This window comes from Paenibacillus sp. sgz302114 (assembly GCF_056120345.1).
Genome location: NZ_JBVYOI010000002.1, coordinates 309,113 through 326,766, shown reverse-complemented (window position 1 = coordinate 326,766; position 17,654 = coordinate 309,113). Strand labels below are relative to the sequence as shown.

Genomic DNA, 17,654 nt, shown 5'->3' with positions numbered 1-17,654 from the left:
AGCGCGTGTAGGAGTGAATTCTGCCGCGCTTCGGCTTTTTTTTCGAAGCGGTGTCCTTTCGCGATATAGACAGTGCTTCTATTCATTGACAGCAGCTGTATCGATTGCAATGGAGCGTATATATGTTAATCTAAACTTGTATGTACTAACAGCAAACTACGAGGAGAAATTCACACATGGAGAATGTTATTTTATTTGGAGCTTCTAAATATGGTCTCTCAGTACTTTATTTTGTGCAAAGCAAGTATAATGTTTTATATTTTTGCGATAATGACTCCCGTAAGTGGGGCGAGAGAATAGAAGGGATTGAGGTCATTTCGCCAGATCAGTTAGCGGGATTAGATTATTCGAAAATCATAATAGCAAGTACATACTACAAAGAGATAGCGGTACAACTTCATAATATGAGCATTTATAATTTTGAAAGAATAGAAATAAAGACCTATAAAGATACAAACAATGATTTAGGGATGTATAAAAGGTTGTATGGAGAAGAAGCTACAGAAAATAGAAGATTTTATAACATTGGAGCTGGCCAATTCAGACATGTTGCATGGCAAAATGTAGATTATGCCAGTGATTGGTATGCGATGAACCAAGTTGATATTCAGTGGAACCTTCTTGAGAATACTCCGTTGCCCGTTGAAAGTAATTCAGCTTCTGTGGTTTACACCAGTCATACAATCGAGCATATTCCGAATGTAAGTGCACAAAATATGTTCAATGAAGCTTATAGAATTTTGAAAGAAGGCGGGACTTTTAGGGTAACAACTCCCAATATCGATTTGGCATACAATGCTTTTAAAAAGAACGATAGATATTTCTACAAAATGATTGACACTTATAGCACTAAAGATCAAATGGAACGTGTTAATATAAGCATACCTATGAACGAAGCATCTATACATCAGGTGTTCCTGTTCCACTTTGCTGGTCAAACCTCTAGTTTGCATGCAGATCCTAATACTGTGAAAATTAGCGATGAAGAGCTTGAACACACATTCAAAACATTGCCTTATGATCAGGCATTGGATTATTGCGTTTCAAAGTGTTCTTTAGAAATACAAAATAAATATCCTGGTAACCATATTAATTGGTGGAATCAAACTAAATTGATTCAGAGTTTGAAAGAAGCGGGATTTAAGAATGTTTATTTATCCGCTTATAGTCAAAGTGCCTCACCTGTTCTTCGTAATACGGATCTCTTCGATAATACCCACCCTGAGAATTCTATCTATGTTGAGGCGATTAAATAATCTTTCTTGCGTTTGCGCGTAACACTTAACCCTTGATCTTCAAGGGTTTTTTCATTTTACTTACTGCAGTCAATCGTGCGGGGATTTTCAGGCTTATTTATTCTTAATAAAGAGTAGGTGTATTTCACATCATGATTCACGCGATAATAAACGGCTTTATTTTAGCATTTGGATTGATTTTGCCGCTTGGGGTACAGAATGTGTTCGTCTTCAATCAAGGTGCTGCACATCGTCAGTTCCACCGTGTACTGCCAGTTGTCATCGCAGCTGCTCTATGCGATACGCTTCTCATCTCGCTGGCGGTGTTCGGCGTATCTGCGATTGTGCTCGGGATCTACTGGCTGAAAGCGTTGCTGCAAGGCATGGGCATTCTATTCTTGCTCTATATGGGCTGGGTAACCTGGCGCAGCAGCAGTGGCGGGCAAAATGGCAAGCCTGCAGAGCAGCTTGATACGAGGAGACAAGTGGCGTTCGCGTTATCGGTATCGCTGCTTAATCCGCACGCTATCCTTGACACTGTCGGTGTCATCGGGACGAGCTCGCTTAGCTATTCGGGAGCAGATAGGATTGCATTTGCGCTTGTATGTATCGCTGTGTCCTGGCTTTGGTTCACTGGGCTTGCGCTCGCGGGACGAATGATTGGCAGCATGGATCAATCCGGCAAAATCCTGTCGCTGCTGAACAAAGTGTCTGCGCTCGTTATTTGGGGGACCGCGGTCTATCTCGCTGTCGCGCTGCTGCAAGGGCAACATTAATTTGTAGCAGGCTGACAATTTATGTGATATATATAGTACATAAGTACGAATAGGGATAGTCTGGAATTAGCTCCAAATGCTAACGGGGGAAAGCCGAGATGCCGGATGATTCGAAGAAAGATGGTCGAATGCTGGTGCTGGATGATGTTGCAACGACGATACTCAACAATGCACTGATTGATTTTTATTTGGAGAAACGTAATTTTCATGCGATTCAATGTTTGCAGGAGCAGGCACAGCAGCAGGCGGGCAGCTGCAGGGAAGTACTCGTATGGGCGATGGATGATCAGCTTGGCGACTACTACATTCCCGAGCAGGCGATGCAGGATATGAAAGCGCAGATTAATGCGTTAGCTGCAACACCTGGGGCAGCTTATATCGCGGATCCGCTTTATTTCATGGACATGATGCGCGAGAGGTTCGTGAAGAAGTATTTGGGGACCGAAGGAAACCGGTATCATTTTGTCCCGTATCAGTAGTAGCGATAGAAGAAGAGAATCCTCTCTATATGCAGAGAGGATTTTTTGTACTTAATTAGGGCAAACAACATCCATACGTCCATATCCAGAAAGGAATTATTGACTTGCGATGCTTAGAACGATAATAAGGAAGCTCTCTCCGGGCAAAATCATTATTTTGGCTTATATGATCGGAATCGTCGTCTTTACGCTGCTGCTTAAGCTGCCTGTAAGTTTGAAGCCTGGGGTTAAGCTTCCTCTGATTGATGCGCTGTTCACCGCTGCAAGCGCGGTAAGCGTTACGGGGCTCACGACGGTATCGACAACTGATACATACAGTACATTTGGCGCCATCGTGCTGATGTCGGCTTTTCAATTCGGTGGCGTCGGCATCATGACGCTTGGAAGCTTTTATTGGTTTCTGATGGGGCAGCATATCGGCCTGCTTGAGCGTAAGCTCATAATGATTGATCAGAACCGGAACCAGCTGGCGGGACTTGTCCAGCTCATGAGGGTGGTCCTTGTGCTGACATTAGCCATTGAGCTGACGGGCACGCTGCTGTTCGGCACCTACTTCTATGCGACTGGCTATACAGATTCACTCTCGAATGCGTTGTTTAACGGGATGTTCCACTCCGTATCAGCGTTTACGAATGCAGGCTTCGACCTGTTCGGTGATTCGCTTGTGCGCTATTCAAAAGATTATTTTGTCCAAAGCTTCACGATGCTGCTAATCATTCTGGGGGCGATCGGATTCCCGGTGATGGCGGAGCTGTGGGAGTATGTGAGCAACCGCCGCAGAAGCAACACGAATAAGCGCTTCCGCTTCTCGCTGTTCACGAAGGTGACGCTGTCTACCCATGCGATTCTGCTGCTCATTGGCGCCATCATCATCTGGCTAACGGAAGCGGGCCACTCGTTCGGCCATATGCCCTTACATCAGCAGTGGATGAATTCGCTCTTTACATCGGTGAGCTCCCGTAGCGCAGGCTTGACCATAGTGGATGTGTCGTCGCTTCATCATGCCTCGCTGCTGCTTATCTCGGGGTTGATGTTCATTGGGGCAAGTCCTTCTAGCATGGGCGGGGGGATTCGGACGACGACAATCGCCATCATTGTGCTCGCAATTCTAAGCTTTGCAAGAGGCGAGCGGGTACCGAGGGCATTCAATCGTTCCATCAGCATGGAAGATACGATTAAGAGCTTCGTGTTCTTCGCGCTGGCTGTACTGCTTGTGTTGACTGGCATATTCGCCGTGTTCATGTCGCAGTCGCATCAATTTGATCTGTCCGCTGTCCTCTTCGAGGTGACGTCGGCATTCGGTACTTGCGGCTTGTCGACGGGCATTACAGGTTCACTTCATCTCGGAAGCAAAATCACGCTAATTGTGCTCATGTTCATCGGAAGAATCGGGATGTTCCTGTTTATCTCGCTGTTCAGCTCGGGTAAGAAGAAGCCGGATATCCGCTATCCGGAGGAGAAGCTTATTATTGGTTGATGCTGCAGCTTTATTCCCCGTTTGAACGAGCGAAGGAACTCGCTTATAATACGCTTGAGCATCTGTTGTCATCATGAATGTAGGGGGACTTCAAACCGTGAAATCATTGTATCATGTACTTGGCGCGAAGCAGTTTGACCGGGAGGAGCTTGAACAGCTGTTCAGCTCGGCAAAGGCGATGGAGGTCGTAGCAGGCGAGGGCGGTACACAGCGCTTCCCGAACAAAATTATGAGCACGCTGTTCTTCGAAGCGAGCACTCGTACTCGGTTCTCGTTCGAATCGGCGATGCACCGCCTCGGCGGACGTGTAATTGGCACGGAGAATGCGAGCCAGTTCTCTTCTGCGATCAAAGGCGAGACGCTCGAAGATATGATCCGAATTATTGCCGGCTATAGCGATCTCATCGTCATGCGGCATACGGATATTGGTGCGGCGAAGCGGGCGGCTGCCGTATCTACGGTGCCTGTTATCAACGCCGGTGATGGCTCTGGGGAGCATCCGACGCAGGCATTGCTTGACCTGTACACGATTGAGAAGGAGTTCGGCGGCATCAATGGCGTCCATATCGCGATGATCGGCGATTTGACCTATGGCCGGACGGTTCATTCGTTAAGCTACCTGCTGGCGAATTATCGCAACGTACATATTTCTTTTATCTCTCCAGACAATGTTCGCATCCCTTCGTATGTAAAACAGTACTTGGATGAGAAAAGCATCTCCTACGAAGAAACGACGGATCTGGCGGGAATTGCACAGACGGCGGATGTTTTCTACCAGACGCGGATTCAGAAGGAGCGCTTCCCGTCGCCAGAAGAGTATGCGAAGGCAGAGGGCAAATATATTATCGACCGCAATCTGCTGGATACGATGAAGGACAAGGCGATGATTCTTCATCCGCTTCCGCGTGCTGGCGAAATCCACCCGGATGTGGACCAAGACCCGCGGGCGGCTTACTTCAGACAAGCTGTGAACGGTTTGTATATTCGGATGGCGCTTATTGAGAAATGTTTTAGTTAAGCTAAGGCGCAAATTGCAGTCGTTTGTCGCCAAAGGCGCAAAAAAGCCTCAAGTCAATAACCGGCAGCAGCTGGTTGGCAGACTTGAGGCTTTGTTCTTATTGCTTCGTCAAAATAATCGGGCCGTCTTCCGTAATCGCAATTGTGTGCTCATATTGCGCGGAAAGTCCGCCGTCGATTGTGCGAGCGGTCCAGCCGTCGCTGTCGATCTTGCTCTGCCAAGCTCCGGTGTTCAGCATCGGCTCGATCGTCATGACCATGCCAGCTTTCAGACGAATGCCGCGACCTGGAGGTCCGTAATGCGGCACTTGCGGCTCTTCGTGCATGTCGCGGCCGATGCCGTGACCGATGAATTCGCGAACGACCGAGAAGCCATTCTCTTCCGCATACTTCTGAATCGCATTCGACACATCGCCCATCCGGTTGCCGACAACCGCTTGCTCGATGCCTTTATACATGGACTCCTCTGTCACCGTAAGCAAGCGCTGGGCCTGTTCGGAGACGTTGCCGACCGCATAGGACCATGCGGAATCAGCCAGCCAACCGTTTAGATTGACAACCATATCAATCGTAACGATGTCGCCGTCCTTCAGCGGAGTTGCCGAAGGGAAGCCGTGGCAAATAACGTCGTTGATGGAAGCGCATGTCGCGTAAGCGTAGCCTTTGTACCCTTTCTGCTCAGGCGTTGCGCCTTGCTTCTCAAGAAACTTTTCGACGAATTGATCGATCTCATTCGTTGTAACGCCAGGCTTAATCATACCCGCTATCTCGCGGTGGCAAGCAGCAAGAATTTCTCCTGCTTTGCGCATATTTTCGATTTCTTCTTTGGTTTTAATAATAATCATGCTACACCTCTTTAATGGTCAATTATAAAGAAAAAAATGTCCGGCGTAAAGAAACTAGGGCCGGCTTGGGTATAGAAGTCTTGCTCCTCTAATGACATAATAAAGCTATGCCGCAGAAGCTAACGGAAGGGGAGCTTGCATGATAGGTTTTGGCATTTACAAGTCAAAGAAGTACTTGCAGCGCGTATTAATCTCCATAATGTTATCGATGGTTATCGTACTCATCGCACTTACACTCGTCAACACCTACGTGCTGGAGCAATCAGTCCGGCGCAATCAGGAGCAGTCCAACCTGAAGGTGCTGTCACAGATTCAATATAATCTTTCCTATATGAACGAAATCATAAGCCACTTATCGAACTACGTGAACAAGGACAATCAGATTGCGGCCATGCTGTTTGACCAGAAGCTCCCCAAAATGGACTGGATCCGCGGATACAGCCGGCTGTCGAGCTACTTGGACAGCTCTTCCTTCCTGCACTCCATTGCTGTATACAACCACACGCAAAATGAAATCTATGCGACATCGACTGCTTTTTTGCTCGATGGCGGCATAACGAAGGCGAAAATACGCTCCTGGCTGTTTGATCCCAATAAACCGCATTCCACATCACGTTTAATACCTGTAAGTCTGGAAAGAGAAGATGGACAGATTGACGTTTTTGCCTATCTCGTCACGAATTCCTTGAAACCGTTCTCAAGGTCGGAATCCGCAATCATTCTCTACATCAAGTCGGACTGGGTATTCAACAGCTTGAAGAAGATGGATGCGGTGAGCAGCCAAGAGGGCGGAGAGATCTATATCGCTGATCAAGACGGGCAGCTCTACTCCTCAGATCTGAAGCAAGCCTCTGCTGGCGTGGCGGAGAAGGAACAAATCAAGCAGCTCATCGCCACAAATAAAGCTACGAGCAACAAGGCATCCGGCTTCGTCGTCGGCCAAATTGACGGGCAGAAGAATCTCATCTCGTATATGGACGATGGCGTTCGCAATTGGACAATTATCTATGTTCAGCCCTATGACAAGCTAATGAAGGATGTTAGAGAAACACGGATAAAGTCGATCGTCATCGCGGTCGTATTTCTCCTTATCGCAATCGGCATCTCGATTTGGCTGTCGTACAAGCTTTACACACCGATTGAGCGAATGCTGCGGCGTATTCGGCTTCAGCAGCCTGACAAGCAAGGCGGCCAGTCTCAAGCGACGTATGAAGGCGATGAATTCCATCTCATGAGCGACAATTATATGCGCCTGAGCCATAAGCTGCAGGAGATTAGCTCGGAGCAGATTGTGAACAAATATTATTTGCGCAAGTTTCTGACCGACAGCAGTCTGTTTACGCATCATGATATGTTGGAGCTCATCCAGAAGCATGGGCTGCAAATATCGGTATCCGACGAAATTGTCGTGTGCGTGCTGAGGATCGATAATTACGCTTCATTCGACCAAAGTACGACTGGCACTGCGAAGAAAATGTATAGCTTCGCAATCGTCAATATCGCACACGAAATGATGTCGCGCAGCTATCCTTGCGAGGCGGTGGAGGTGAGGGGCGATCATGTCGTTCTCATCGTCTCTAGAGGCGTAGAGGACGAGCAGGTCCATTTCGGGCAGGTCGTGCCGCTTATTAGTGAAATCCAGCAAACGATCGAGCTTTATTACAATTTGTCGCTCTCCTGCGGAGTCAGCGATCCGTTTCAACAATTCCCGTATATCTCAACTGCGTATAATCAGGCGCAACAGCTTTGTATGTACAAAATTATAGTGGGCAACAAAGCGATCATTACCTCGGATCAAGTGCAGCAGAATTTAACCAACAAGCAGACGGTCATTCCGGACATCATCGAACGGAGGCTGACCGAGGCGCTCAGGAAGGGGCAAATGTCCGAGGCAGGAAGCGAGCTTGAGAAGGCGTTCACGATGCTGGCGGGGTTCCAATATGACGATATGCTCCGTGCTTTGTCCAACCTCGCTTGGGCAATGAAGAATACGGCAGTTGAAATTGCGAACAACCGGCTCATTAAGCTGGACGTCGATCTCGAATACGCGACCCATATGGCACTGGAGAAAGAATCGCTGGAAGAGATGTATATTACGCTGCTCTCGCTCTGCGCGAAGATCTGCGAAGGGCAGCGGCCTGCCAGCATGGAACGCAATGATATGATATTGGAGACGATCAAAGAGCTGATCGAGCAGAAATATGCCGATATCAATCTCAGCCAGCAGTCGATTGCTTCGACCGTGAAGCTCACCTCGGCATACATCGGCAAGCTGTTTAAAGACAGCAGCGGCCTCTCAATTACCGAATATATGAACGATGTGCGGCTCCGGCACGCTCAACAGCTGCTCGAGAATGACGATTACACCGTAATCGAGATTATGGAGAAATGCGGATATGCCAATCCAAGCTATTTCTTCCGACTGTTCAAAGGGAAGTTCGGAAGCACGCCGAAGGAATATCGGATGAAGAAGTCGATCTCATAACGGGGCAAGTCCGCAAGACGAAGCCGCCGATTCTCACGAAACTAAAGTGGGAACGGCGGTCTTTTTGCGTTATTTACATAAATTCGAACATTTTACATGCGTCTGCTACAGCTATTCGAAGATCGTATTCTAGCTGGCGTTCGTGCTGCCGTGGCAAGATGAATGTCAGAAGGAGGCGGTCATCCGTTATGAAATTATGGTCCCGAACGGGGAGATGGCTCAAGAGAGAATGGATTTATCTGCGCAAAAATCGAGAACTGCTCATGCTAGCGATCCCGGGGATTGTGTACAAACTGCTTATCAGCTATATCCCGATGGTCGGCTTAATTCTTGCCTTCAAGTTTTTCAGGTACGACCAAGGCATCTTCGGAAGCAGATGGGTAGGTCTCGACAACTTCAAGTTTCTATTCAAGTCGCAGGATGCGCTGCGCATTATACGGAACACGCTGCTCTACAACTTTGCTTATATCATACTGGGCACACTTGCAGCGCTGCTCTTCGCACTTCTTCTTAATGAAGTGTCGGGCCGGATGGTGAAGATTTACCAGACGACGATGTTTCTGCCGTACTTTATCTCGCTCGTGCTCGTTGGGTATATCGCTTATGCCTTCCTTGAGCATAAAAGCGGGTATATGAACAACCTTCTCCAAACCTTTGGCCTATCGCCGCATAAATGGTATTTCGAGACGAAGCCGTGGATCTTCATCCTTCCGCTGGTAGCCGTGTGGAAGGGCGTCGGCTTCTCTACACTTGTCTACTACGCCGGGATACTTGGGATTAACAGCGAGTATTATGAGGCTGCCAGATTGGACGGGGCTTCAAGGCCGCAGATGATGCTCCGGATCACGCTGCCGCTGCTGAAGCCGCTCGTTATCATATTGTTCATTTTGGGACTTGGCAATATTTTCAGAGGCGATTTCGGCCTGCATTATTTTGTACCGAACAATGTAGGGATGAACTTTCCGACGACAGACATTATCGACACGTATGTGTTCCGCGCTCTGACGAAGCTCGGGGACATCAACTCGGGCGCAGCTGTCGGATTCCTGCAATCCGCCGTTGGTCTAGTAACGATTGTGTCGGCGAACTATCTGGTACGCAGAGTTGATAAGGAAAGCTCTCTATTCTAGGAGGAATACATGCTATGCCGCTGAATAAACAGGGCCAACGTGCCAACTGGTTCATAAATGCCTTTTTCATCATCGTATGTGCGCTCATCACGGTGCCTTTTCTGCTCGTCATTGCCGTATCCATCTCGTCTGAGAACAGTCTTGTTCAATACGGCTATCGGTTCATTCCGCATGAAGTGAGCTTCGAGGCGTTCCGAATCGTCTTCAAGGAGCCGAATATTATGCTTCGCGGTTACGGCGTCACCATCTTAATTACGGTGATCGGTACGGTCGTTGCCCTGTTCCTTACTGCATTAACCGCTTATCCGATCTCCCGGCGGGACTTCCGCTATCAGCGTCCGCTGACGTTCTACGTGTTCTTTACTTTGCTGTTCAACGGCGGCCTGATCCCGTTCTATATGCTGATGACGCAGTATTTTTACCTCAAGAACACGCTCGGCGCACTCATCATTCCGCTGCTGCTCAGCCCGTACAACATTCTCATTATGAAAGGCTTCCTGGACAAAATCTCGATGGAGATCATTGAGTCCGCCAAGGTGGATGGGTCGAGCGAAACACGGATCTTCATGCAGATGATTCTGCCGCTGTCGACGCCTGCTCTGGCAACGCTCGGCTTGTTCATCTCTTTCGCCTATTGGAATGATTGGTTTAACGCGCTTCTGTTCATCGACAACGACAAATATGTACCGCTGCAGCTGCTGCTCGTACGCATTCTGTCTCAGATCGAGTTTCTGGCGAATTCACCGCTCGCGGAAGCGGCAAGCAAGCTGCAGTTCGCGAACTTCCCGACGCTGTCTGTACGGATGGCGATGGCGATTTTGGCGGGGGGGCCGATGTTGGTCATCTTCCCGTTCTTCCAGAAATATTTTGTCCGGGGCATTACGGTTGGTTCACTGAAGGGATAATGACGGACTGATCGGCTATTAAGGGAGGTGAGGGATAACGATTGCGGTTTGTACTTGATTAATTAAAAGGTATGGGGTTAACTAAAATTGAGAGGTGTGTCGTTCATGAAAATGAAAGTATCCGGGGCTATCTACAAACTATGTCTTGTCCTGTTATGTTTCGGCATTATCGCAGCCTGCTCCAGCAACAATAATTCCAGCACAAACAATGAAGGCAAGACGAATACGGCGGCGGACACATCGAACACGTCGACCAATACCGCTGCGGATACGACGAATAATGCGGCAGACGCAACAACGGAGCCGGCAAAGGAAGAGCTCCCTGAAGTGAAGCTGACGTTCTACTATCCGAGCAATCCGTCCGGTCCTGATCTATCGCTGGTAAACGATGAAGTGAATAAGTACTTGAAGGAGAAGATCAACGCAACGGTTGACTTGAAACCGCTCTCTTTCGATGAGTACGATCCGAAGATGAATACGATTATGGCTTCCGGTGAAGAGTTCGACGTCGCATGGGGCTCGAAGTATTGGCTGCTTAGCTATCAAGCGAACATCGATAAAGGTGCGCTGCTTGAGCTGACAGACGACATGATAAATAAATATGCTCCGGAAGCGCGTGCGAACATTCCAGATAAGTTCTGGCCAGATATGAAAGCCAATGACGGCAAAGTGTACGGCTTCCCTGTGTATCAAGTTGCAGCGAAGACGAAGAGCTTGGTTATTCAGAAACGTTTTGCCGACAAATATAACCTCGATATTAGCAAAATCCACTCGTACAAAGACATCGAACCGTTCCTGAAACAAATTAAGGACAATGAGCCTGGCATCGTTCCGTTCGGTCTTGGCCAGAATTCATGGGGCTTCTACACGGATCCGGATTGGGTAGGTACGGATGGTTTGGCTGTCTCCTACAAGAAGGATGACCCGAACTATACGATCCTTACCGGTGAAGAGCAAATCAATGCCAAGAAGGAATACTATGAAACTTTGCACAGATGGTACGACGCGGGTTACATCAACGACGATGCTCCGATCTTGAAAAACTTCGGTGATCTGAAGAAAAAGGGTACTGTGGCGGTAGGCATCGAATTTACGACGAAGCCTGGCGGCGAAATAGATGAAATGAATAACAATGGCGGCAACGAAGTGGTGTACGCACCGATTTCCGATACGTACTTCACAGGTATCGCGAGCGCGATGCAAGTCGTTAGCAAAACATCTAAAAATCCTGAGCGCGCCCTCATGTTCATTAACCTGCTCAGCACGGATAAATACCTGTACAACTTGATCTGCTACGGTATTGAAGGCAAGCACTACACGAAGAAAGACGAGAATTACATCGAGCCGATCAAGGATTCGGGCTATGCACCGAACGTAGACTGGGTATTCGGCGATCAGTTTAATGCATACTTGAAAGCACCGCAAACAGCGGATGTATGGCAGAAGACAATTGATCTGAACAACAGCGCAATGGTAGCGGCATCGTATGGCTTCTCCGTCAACCAAGATCCGATTAAGTCGGAGCTTGCGAATACGGCAGCAGTTAATAACGAGTACGCTCCGGCACTTGAGACTGGTGCGGTCAATCCGAGTGAAATCATTCCGAAATATCTCGAGAAGCTGAAAGCTGCTGGTCAAGAGAAGATTGACCAAGAGATTCAGAAGCAGTGGGATGAGTTCTTGAAGAAGCAAGGGTTGAAGTAATTAGAGCTGAAGAGGTAAGGCTGAAAAGAAGCAGAGCTTAAAAAAGCATGGGATGCGAGGAGGCACGGGTGGAGAGAGCGCCTGTGCCTCCTTTTCTATTGTGAAAGCGTGGAAATGTGGTTGTGGAGGGAGGAGTTCGGGTGGAGTTTTATGTGTCGGTCGTGAGTGGCGATGATAGGGACGGCGGCGCTTCTGCCGGAGAAGCGGTGCGTAGCATTGGGCGAGCTAGGGAGCTGGTGCGTGAGAAGCTGGCTGTTGGATATGCGGAGAATATCACCGTGTGGATTGGTGGCGGTGTGTATGAGCTTGCTGCACCGTTAAGCTTCGATTCGCGCGATGGGGGAGCAGCGGCCGGAAGTTCGGTGACGTATCGAGCCATGCCTGGGGAAGAGGTGTGCATCGCTGGCGGTAAGGTGCTTGGCGATGCTTGTTGGGAGCACTATCGCGATGGAATCTATCGTGCTCGGCTGGATGGTGCGAGTGCAAGTGCAAGTGCAAGTGCGGTGGTTCATACGCTTTATGAGAATGGTGTGCGAGCGGTGAAGGCGTGTTGGCCGAAGGCCGGTTATAACGCGGCTGCAGGGAAAGCGGAGCGCGATGTCAGGCGCGGCTTCCGGTTCGCGGAAGGCGACTTGCCGGACTTTGGGCTGGATGCGGGGGCGCAGGTACATATTTGGCCTGGGGAAGGAGAGTGGAACTGGTTCACGGAGACGAAGACAATCTCGGAGATCGATTGGAGCGCGTTGGAGATCTCGTTCGCAGAGCCTGCCCCGTGGGGGATCGACCGCGGCTCCCGCTATCGGATTCAGGGGGCGTTGCAGCTCCTCACTGAGCCAGGCGAGTTCTACTGCGATGAAGCCGAAGGCAAGCTCTATTATTATCCGCGACAGCTTCCAATCGCAGAGCAATCGATTGTTGTACCGACGGTACGGCGGGTAATTGAGCTTTGCGGAGAATCGGCGGATAACCCGGTAACCGGCATCTGCTTCGAAGGGCTGACGATTGCCTATTCGGATTGCGCGCAGCAGTATCGCATGCCTTCTTCGAACCGCGAGCATATGGAGAGCAGAGATGGACTGATTTATATGGAGAATGCAGTGGGGATTTCTGTGCGTGGTTGCCGGATTATACAAAGCGGCTTCAGTGGCGTCGTGCTGAATGGCTATTGCCAGCGAAATGTGATTGCGGATAATCTCATTGAACACCTGGGCTATAACGGTGTCTATGTGATGGGATTATCCCCTGGAGAGGGGGATTTTGCAACTGTTGTGGGTTCGGATGTGAACAAAAACAACGTGATCACGAACAATCTGATTCGTTATGGCGGCGAGCTTATTGGTCACGGGAGCGGCATCCAGCTCTATCAGAGCGGCTCGAACGAAGTGTCGCATAATGAAATTCACGGAATGCCGCGGTATGGCATTTCGCTGAAAGGGCTGCGCTACGGAGCGATGGAAGAGTCTTATTATGGGATGAAGGTGGCTTGGGAGAACCATTATGATTTTGCCCATACAAGAAATAACGTCATTACGCGCAATAACGTGTGGGATGTCATGAAGGATAGCCAAGACGGCGGCATGATGGAGTCGTGGGGAGCGGGCATCGGCAACCGGATTACGTACAACCGGTTCCATCATAGCGGCATATATTTCTCCTATGGTTTCTGTATCTATCTCGATGATGCTTCCGACCATTACCTCGTCTCGCATAATGTCGTTCACGACCTGTTTAGTAGGGGGAGCGGGACGCTGTGGTTCGTGATTTTCGCCAAAGGGATCGGCAATCGGATCGAGAACAATTTGCTTATCCGCAACGGGGCGAGGGCGGCGTTCGGCACGCAGGAGATGGCAGGTGAAGCGAATCGGGACATTTCGTTCGTTCGCAATATCGCATATGAGTCCGGTGAACAGCTGTACCACTTCGTTAACTTTGATGACCGCAGGCTGGAGGAAGCGGATTACAACCTATACTTCAATGGCGAGAGCTTGCCAACGGTGTCGGGCATCTATGGTGACGATAAGCGTGGGCATCGTCCAATTGCTTGGGAAGAGTGGCGGATGCAGTCGGATGGGCGTTATGATGCGCATACGCTGCATGAGGATCCGCTGCTTGTGATTGAAAAGTCGAACGACGGAGCGCAACAGTTTGCGCTGGAGCCGGAATCGCCAGCTTTCGGGTTAGGATGGGAGACGATCGACATGAGCCGGATCGGGTTGAAGGCGTCGTTTCCTTGGCCGAGAGGATAGGCGGAGCGAAGGATGTATATCCAGGAAGCGTGTTGGTGCGGGGGAGACTGGGAGAAAGAGCGAAAGAGCAAAAGAGCAAAAGAGCAAAAGAGCAAAGAGCAAATGAGTAAAAAGCAAAGAGCAAAAGAGAGTCCCACAGGGATACACATTGGTGGAGATTCGGGGGAAGGAGGGAAGAGTGTCCCCCCAAGGATACACATTGGCGGGAAGTCGGCAGAAAGAGAGAAAGAGTGTCCCCTGGGGATACACATTGGCGGGAAGTCGGAAGAATGAGGGGAAGAGAGTACTCAAAGTAGCTTACATTGGCGGAATTCCGTTGGGATGAGTGAAAGAAGCTGGTTTGTTGGCTTACATAGGCGAATTTCCGGTGGGATGAGTGAAAGTCACTGGTCTGATGGACTACATTGGCAGCATTTCGTTGGAATGAGGTAAAGTAGCTGGTTTGGTGGACTACATTGGCAGCATTTCGTTGGAATGAGGAAAAGTAGCTGGCCTGATGGACTACATTGGCGGATTTTCACTGGGGTGAGTGAAAGAAGCTGGTGTGATGGACTATATTGGCAGCATTTCGTTGGAATGAGGAAAAGTAGCTGGTTTGGTGGACTAGTTAGTAATATCAAGAAGAGTACTACGTACCCTTCTTGAGCGAAAAACCAGTGAAAACTTCAAAAGAAGAGTACTACGTACCCCTCTTGGGCGGAAAAGCATCGAAAACTTCAAAAGAAGGGTATCAGGTACCCTTCTTGAACGGAAACCACTGCAATTTAATAGCACCACATAACTGGTGAAGCCTTATCTAGCTTCGAGGAGGCTTTGGCTCCTTATTCTCCCGAAGCTCCTTCATAATTTTGCGGCCGGTTGGCGTTGTTGCTAGGCCGCCGCCTGCTGTCTCGCGGTGGATCTCCGGCATCGCGGAGCCGACCTCGAGCATCACTTGAATCACTTCGTCCGAGGGGATGACGCTGCGGACGCCGGCTAGAGCCATATCCGCGGCGGCAAGCGCGGACACTGCGCCGAAGCCGTTGCGCACGATGCACGGAATCTCGACGAGTCCGCCGACTGGGTCGCAGATGAGGCCGAGCGTGTTCTTGAGCGCGAGTCCGACTGCGTGAATCGCCTGGGCAGGCGTGCCGCCGCGCAGCTCGACGAGCGCGCCTGCCGCCATGCCGATGGCGGAGCCGACTTCGGCTTGGCAGCCGCCCTCTGCGCCAGAGACGAACGAGTTGTTCGCGATGACGTAGCCGATGGCGCCTGCCGCGAACAAACCGTAGACGAGGCGCTCGTCGTCCCAACCGAAGCGCTCCTGGCTGCTGACGAATACGCCCGGGATGATGCCGCAAGAGCCAGCGGTTGGCGTCGCGATGATGCGTCCCATGGAGGCGTTGACCTCTGAGACGGCGAGCGCATACGCCATCGCATTGCTGGCATGCTCGCCGAGGCATGCCTCTTCTTGCTGCCGATGGGCGACGACTCGCTGCGCATCAAGGCCGGTTAGCCCGCTTCGCGACGTCGTATTCTCATGAAGGCCGCGCTGCACCGCCTCTTTCATGACGTCGTAGTAGGCGGACATTTTGCTGAATTCGTCCTGCTGCGACCTGCCGGATTCCGCGCTTTGTTCCTCCAGCATCAGCTTGCCAATGGATAAGCCGCGCTCCGCGCAGAGCGCGCCGAGCTCAGCCAGCGTTCGAAAGTTCATCGCAATCATTCGCCTCGCTTACACTGAATTAAGATCAATCTTAGAGATCTCCTGCACATGATCGATACTCCGTAGCTCACCGATAATCGAGTCGGGCAGCATGCCGTCCAGCTCCAGCACCGTCAATGCCTCGCCACTTCTGCCTTTGCGGTCGACGGACATATGCCCGATGTTGACCCCTTCGGACCCCAGTAGGGAGGTGACATCTGCAATGACACCGGGCCTGTCTTTATGCAGAATGACGAGCGCAGGATAGCTGCCGGTTATCTTCACCGCAAACTCATTCACGTCTACGATCTCGATGTTTCCGCCCCCGATCGATGTGCCGACAAGCGACAGCCTCTTCGGCTTCGGAACACTCGTTTCGAGCAGAAGCTTTACCGTATTCGGATGAGAGAACAGACCTTTCCCTTGACCGAATATGACTTCAACACCGCTCGCTTCGGCTATAGCCAGAGCTTCGGGAATTCGTCTATCATCGGTTGCGAATCCAAGGAGTCCGCTCACAATTGCAAGATCGGTGCCGTGCCCTTGATAGGTCGCCGCGAACGAGCCATAGAACAGAATTTCTGCCCGCTCCGGAGCGGCGCCAAGCAGCTGATTCGCGACAAGACCGATGCGTACCGCTCCCGCCGTATGCGAGCTGGACGGCCCGACCATTGAAGGACCGATAATGGAGAACACATCTTTAAACCGCAAGCTGCACGCCGCCCTCCTGCACCATTTTGACATAGTGTTACCCAAGGAAGGGGCCTCAACTCATTATTGGATGCGGTAGACAGCCGGGGACACGCCATACTTCTGCCGGAAGACGCGGTAAAAGTAAGAATAGCTGCCGAAGCCGCATGTATCGGCGATTTGCTCCAAGGTCATGGTGCTGTATTTGATTCGTTCGATCGCCATGGATAAGCGGACATTTTGGGTATACTGTATGATGGTCATGCCATAGCATTCCTTGAAAAGGTGAACGGTGCGCGAGACGCTTAAGCCTACATGTTTAGCAATATCGGACACGCTGAACGAATCGGCAGCATGCTCGTCGATAAAGTTCTTCATTCGAGTCGCGATGAAGGATTTGCCCTGCAGGTCGGATTGCGTCGTGATTGCGCGATCTAGACCGAGGCAGAGTGCGCGGAGCAAGTAGTCGGCGAGCTCAGTATCCTCCGCTTCGAAGCGCCGCTTCTCTAGAATGAGAGCCTGCCATATCGACAGCCACCGCTCGTCGGGAACGACTTTCACTTTGCGGGGGCGCTCCTTGCGGCTCCACCACTCATCGAGCCAGCTGCCGCGGCAGATCACGTAGTAGTCTCCGCTTTTGACGTTGGCGTTGCTCTGTATCTGGGCTGCCCCGTTCTCCGCATCGCTTTGCGGTGCGATGACATTCAGATGATAGGCATCGCCTGGCCTGAAGAGAAGCAGGTCACCGGCTTCAATGCGCTGCATTCTTCCGTCCACGAGCGCTTCGCAAGTGCCCTCGGTTTGCAAGCGGAAGAGATAGGCGCGCAGACTCCCGTGATTCGTGATTTGGAAGGGCTGAGTGTGATACGAATAGCTGCAGCTCATAATTTCGGATAACATCTGTTCCACCTCATTTTGTAGCAAGATTGTACATGTTATTGTTATATAATACATCTCGAAAGCACTCAAATTCTACTATAA

The 17,654-nt window shown here is 50.3% G+C and carries 14 protein-coding genes; 10 read left to right on the top strand and 4 right to left on the bottom strand.

The features are described from left to right. Window positions 1-176: 176 nt before the first annotated feature. The 5 genes from AC0LWF_RS06540 (at window position 177) to pyrB (ending at window position 4,985) form a co-directional block, all read left to right on the top strand. Window positions 177-1,256 carry a methyltransferase domain-containing protein gene (locus AC0LWF_RS06540; RefSeq protein ID WP_474650751.1) on the top strand — a complete coding sequence of 360 codons (1,080 nt, stop codon included), beginning with the start codon at window positions 177-179 and terminating at the stop codon, window positions 1,254-1,256. 131 nt (window positions 1,257-1,387) lie between these two features. Beyond that, entirely contained in the window at window positions 1,388-2,011 is a 624-nt protein-coding gene (locus AC0LWF_RS06535) for a LysE/ArgO family amino acid transporter (protein WP_474650750.1), read from the top strand. Window positions 2,012-2,109: 98 nt separating this feature from the next. Continuing rightward, on the top strand, window positions 2,110-2,490 hold the full coding sequence (locus tag AC0LWF_RS06530; RefSeq protein WP_474650749.1) for a hypothetical protein: 381 nt from the start codon (window positions 2,110-2,112) through the stop codon (window positions 2,488-2,490). Window positions 2,491-2,599: 109 nt separating this feature from the next. Beyond that, complete coding sequence (locus AC0LWF_RS06525) at window positions 2,600-3,967, top strand: TrkH family potassium uptake protein (protein WP_474650748.1); 1,368 nt, start codon at window positions 2,600-2,602, stop codon at window positions 3,965-3,967. Between the two features lie 97 nt (window positions 3,968-4,064). Next, window positions 4,065-4,985, top strand: a complete 921-nt coding sequence (pyrB, locus tag AC0LWF_RS06520; RefSeq protein WP_474650747.1) for an aspartate carbamoyltransferase — start codon at window positions 4,065-4,067, stop codon at window positions 4,983-4,985. A 97-nt stretch (window positions 4,986-5,082) separates the two neighbouring features. Here the strand turns inward: pyrB and map are convergent, their stop codons facing one another. Next, a complete protein-coding gene (gene map / locus AC0LWF_RS06515; RefSeq protein WP_474650746.1) occupies window positions 5,083-5,829 on the bottom strand; it encodes a type I methionyl aminopeptidase in 747 nt (248 codons plus the stop codon). Window positions 5,830-5,968: 139 nt separating this feature from the next. Here map and AC0LWF_RS06510 point away from each other — a divergent pair, with 139 nt between their 5' ends. From AC0LWF_RS06510 to AC0LWF_RS06490, 5 genes are all read left to right on the top strand, one after another. Further along, window positions 5,969-8,314, top strand: a complete 2,346-nt coding sequence (locus AC0LWF_RS06510; RefSeq protein ID WP_474650745.1) for an AraC family transcriptional regulator — start codon at window positions 5,969-5,971, stop codon at window positions 8,312-8,314. A 188-nt stretch (window positions 8,315-8,502) separates the two neighbouring features. Next, window positions 8,503-9,444 (top strand): ABC transporter permease, encoded by a 942-nt coding sequence (locus tag AC0LWF_RS06505; protein ID WP_474650744.1) that lies wholly within the window; start codon window positions 8,503-8,505, stop codon window positions 9,442-9,444. 14 nt (window positions 9,445-9,458) lie between these two features. Continuing rightward, entirely contained in the window at window positions 9,459-10,349 is an 891-nt protein-coding gene (locus tag AC0LWF_RS06500) for a carbohydrate ABC transporter permease (protein WP_474650743.1), read from the top strand. A gap of 105 nt (window positions 10,350-10,454) precedes the next feature. Continuing rightward, window positions 10,455-12,053, top strand: a complete 1,599-nt coding sequence (locus tag AC0LWF_RS06495; protein WP_474650742.1) for an ABC transporter substrate-binding protein — start codon at window positions 10,455-10,457, stop codon at window positions 12,051-12,053. Window positions 12,054-12,193: 140 nt separating this feature from the next. Continuing rightward, window positions 12,194-14,299, top strand: coding sequence for a right-handed parallel beta-helix repeat-containing protein (locus tag AC0LWF_RS06490; protein WP_474650741.1), 2,106 nt, complete (start codon window positions 12,194-12,196; stop codon window positions 14,297-14,299). Between the two features lie 796 nt (window positions 14,300-15,095). On the opposite strand, the gene sdaAA is transcribed toward AC0LWF_RS06490, so the two are convergent. The 3 genes from sdaAA to AC0LWF_RS06475 form a co-directional block, all read right to left on the bottom strand. Further along, window positions 15,096-15,995, bottom strand: a complete 900-nt coding sequence (gene sdaAA / locus AC0LWF_RS06485) for an L-serine ammonia-lyase, iron-sulfur-dependent, subunit alpha (protein WP_474650740.1) — start codon at window positions 15,993-15,995, stop codon at window positions 15,096-15,098. A gap of 18 nt (window positions 15,996-16,013) precedes the next feature. Continuing rightward, window positions 16,014-16,694: an L-serine ammonia-lyase, iron-sulfur-dependent subunit beta gene (gene sdaAB, locus AC0LWF_RS06480; protein ID WP_474650739.1), complete on the bottom strand. Its 681-nt coding sequence runs from the start codon at window positions 16,692-16,694 to the stop codon at window positions 16,014-16,016. 63 nt (window positions 16,695-16,757) lie between these two features. Next, complete coding sequence (locus tag AC0LWF_RS06475) at window positions 16,758-17,573, bottom strand: AraC family transcriptional regulator (protein ID WP_474650738.1); 816 nt, start codon at window positions 17,571-17,573, stop codon at window positions 16,758-16,760. Window positions 17,574-17,654: the final 81 nt, after the last annotated feature.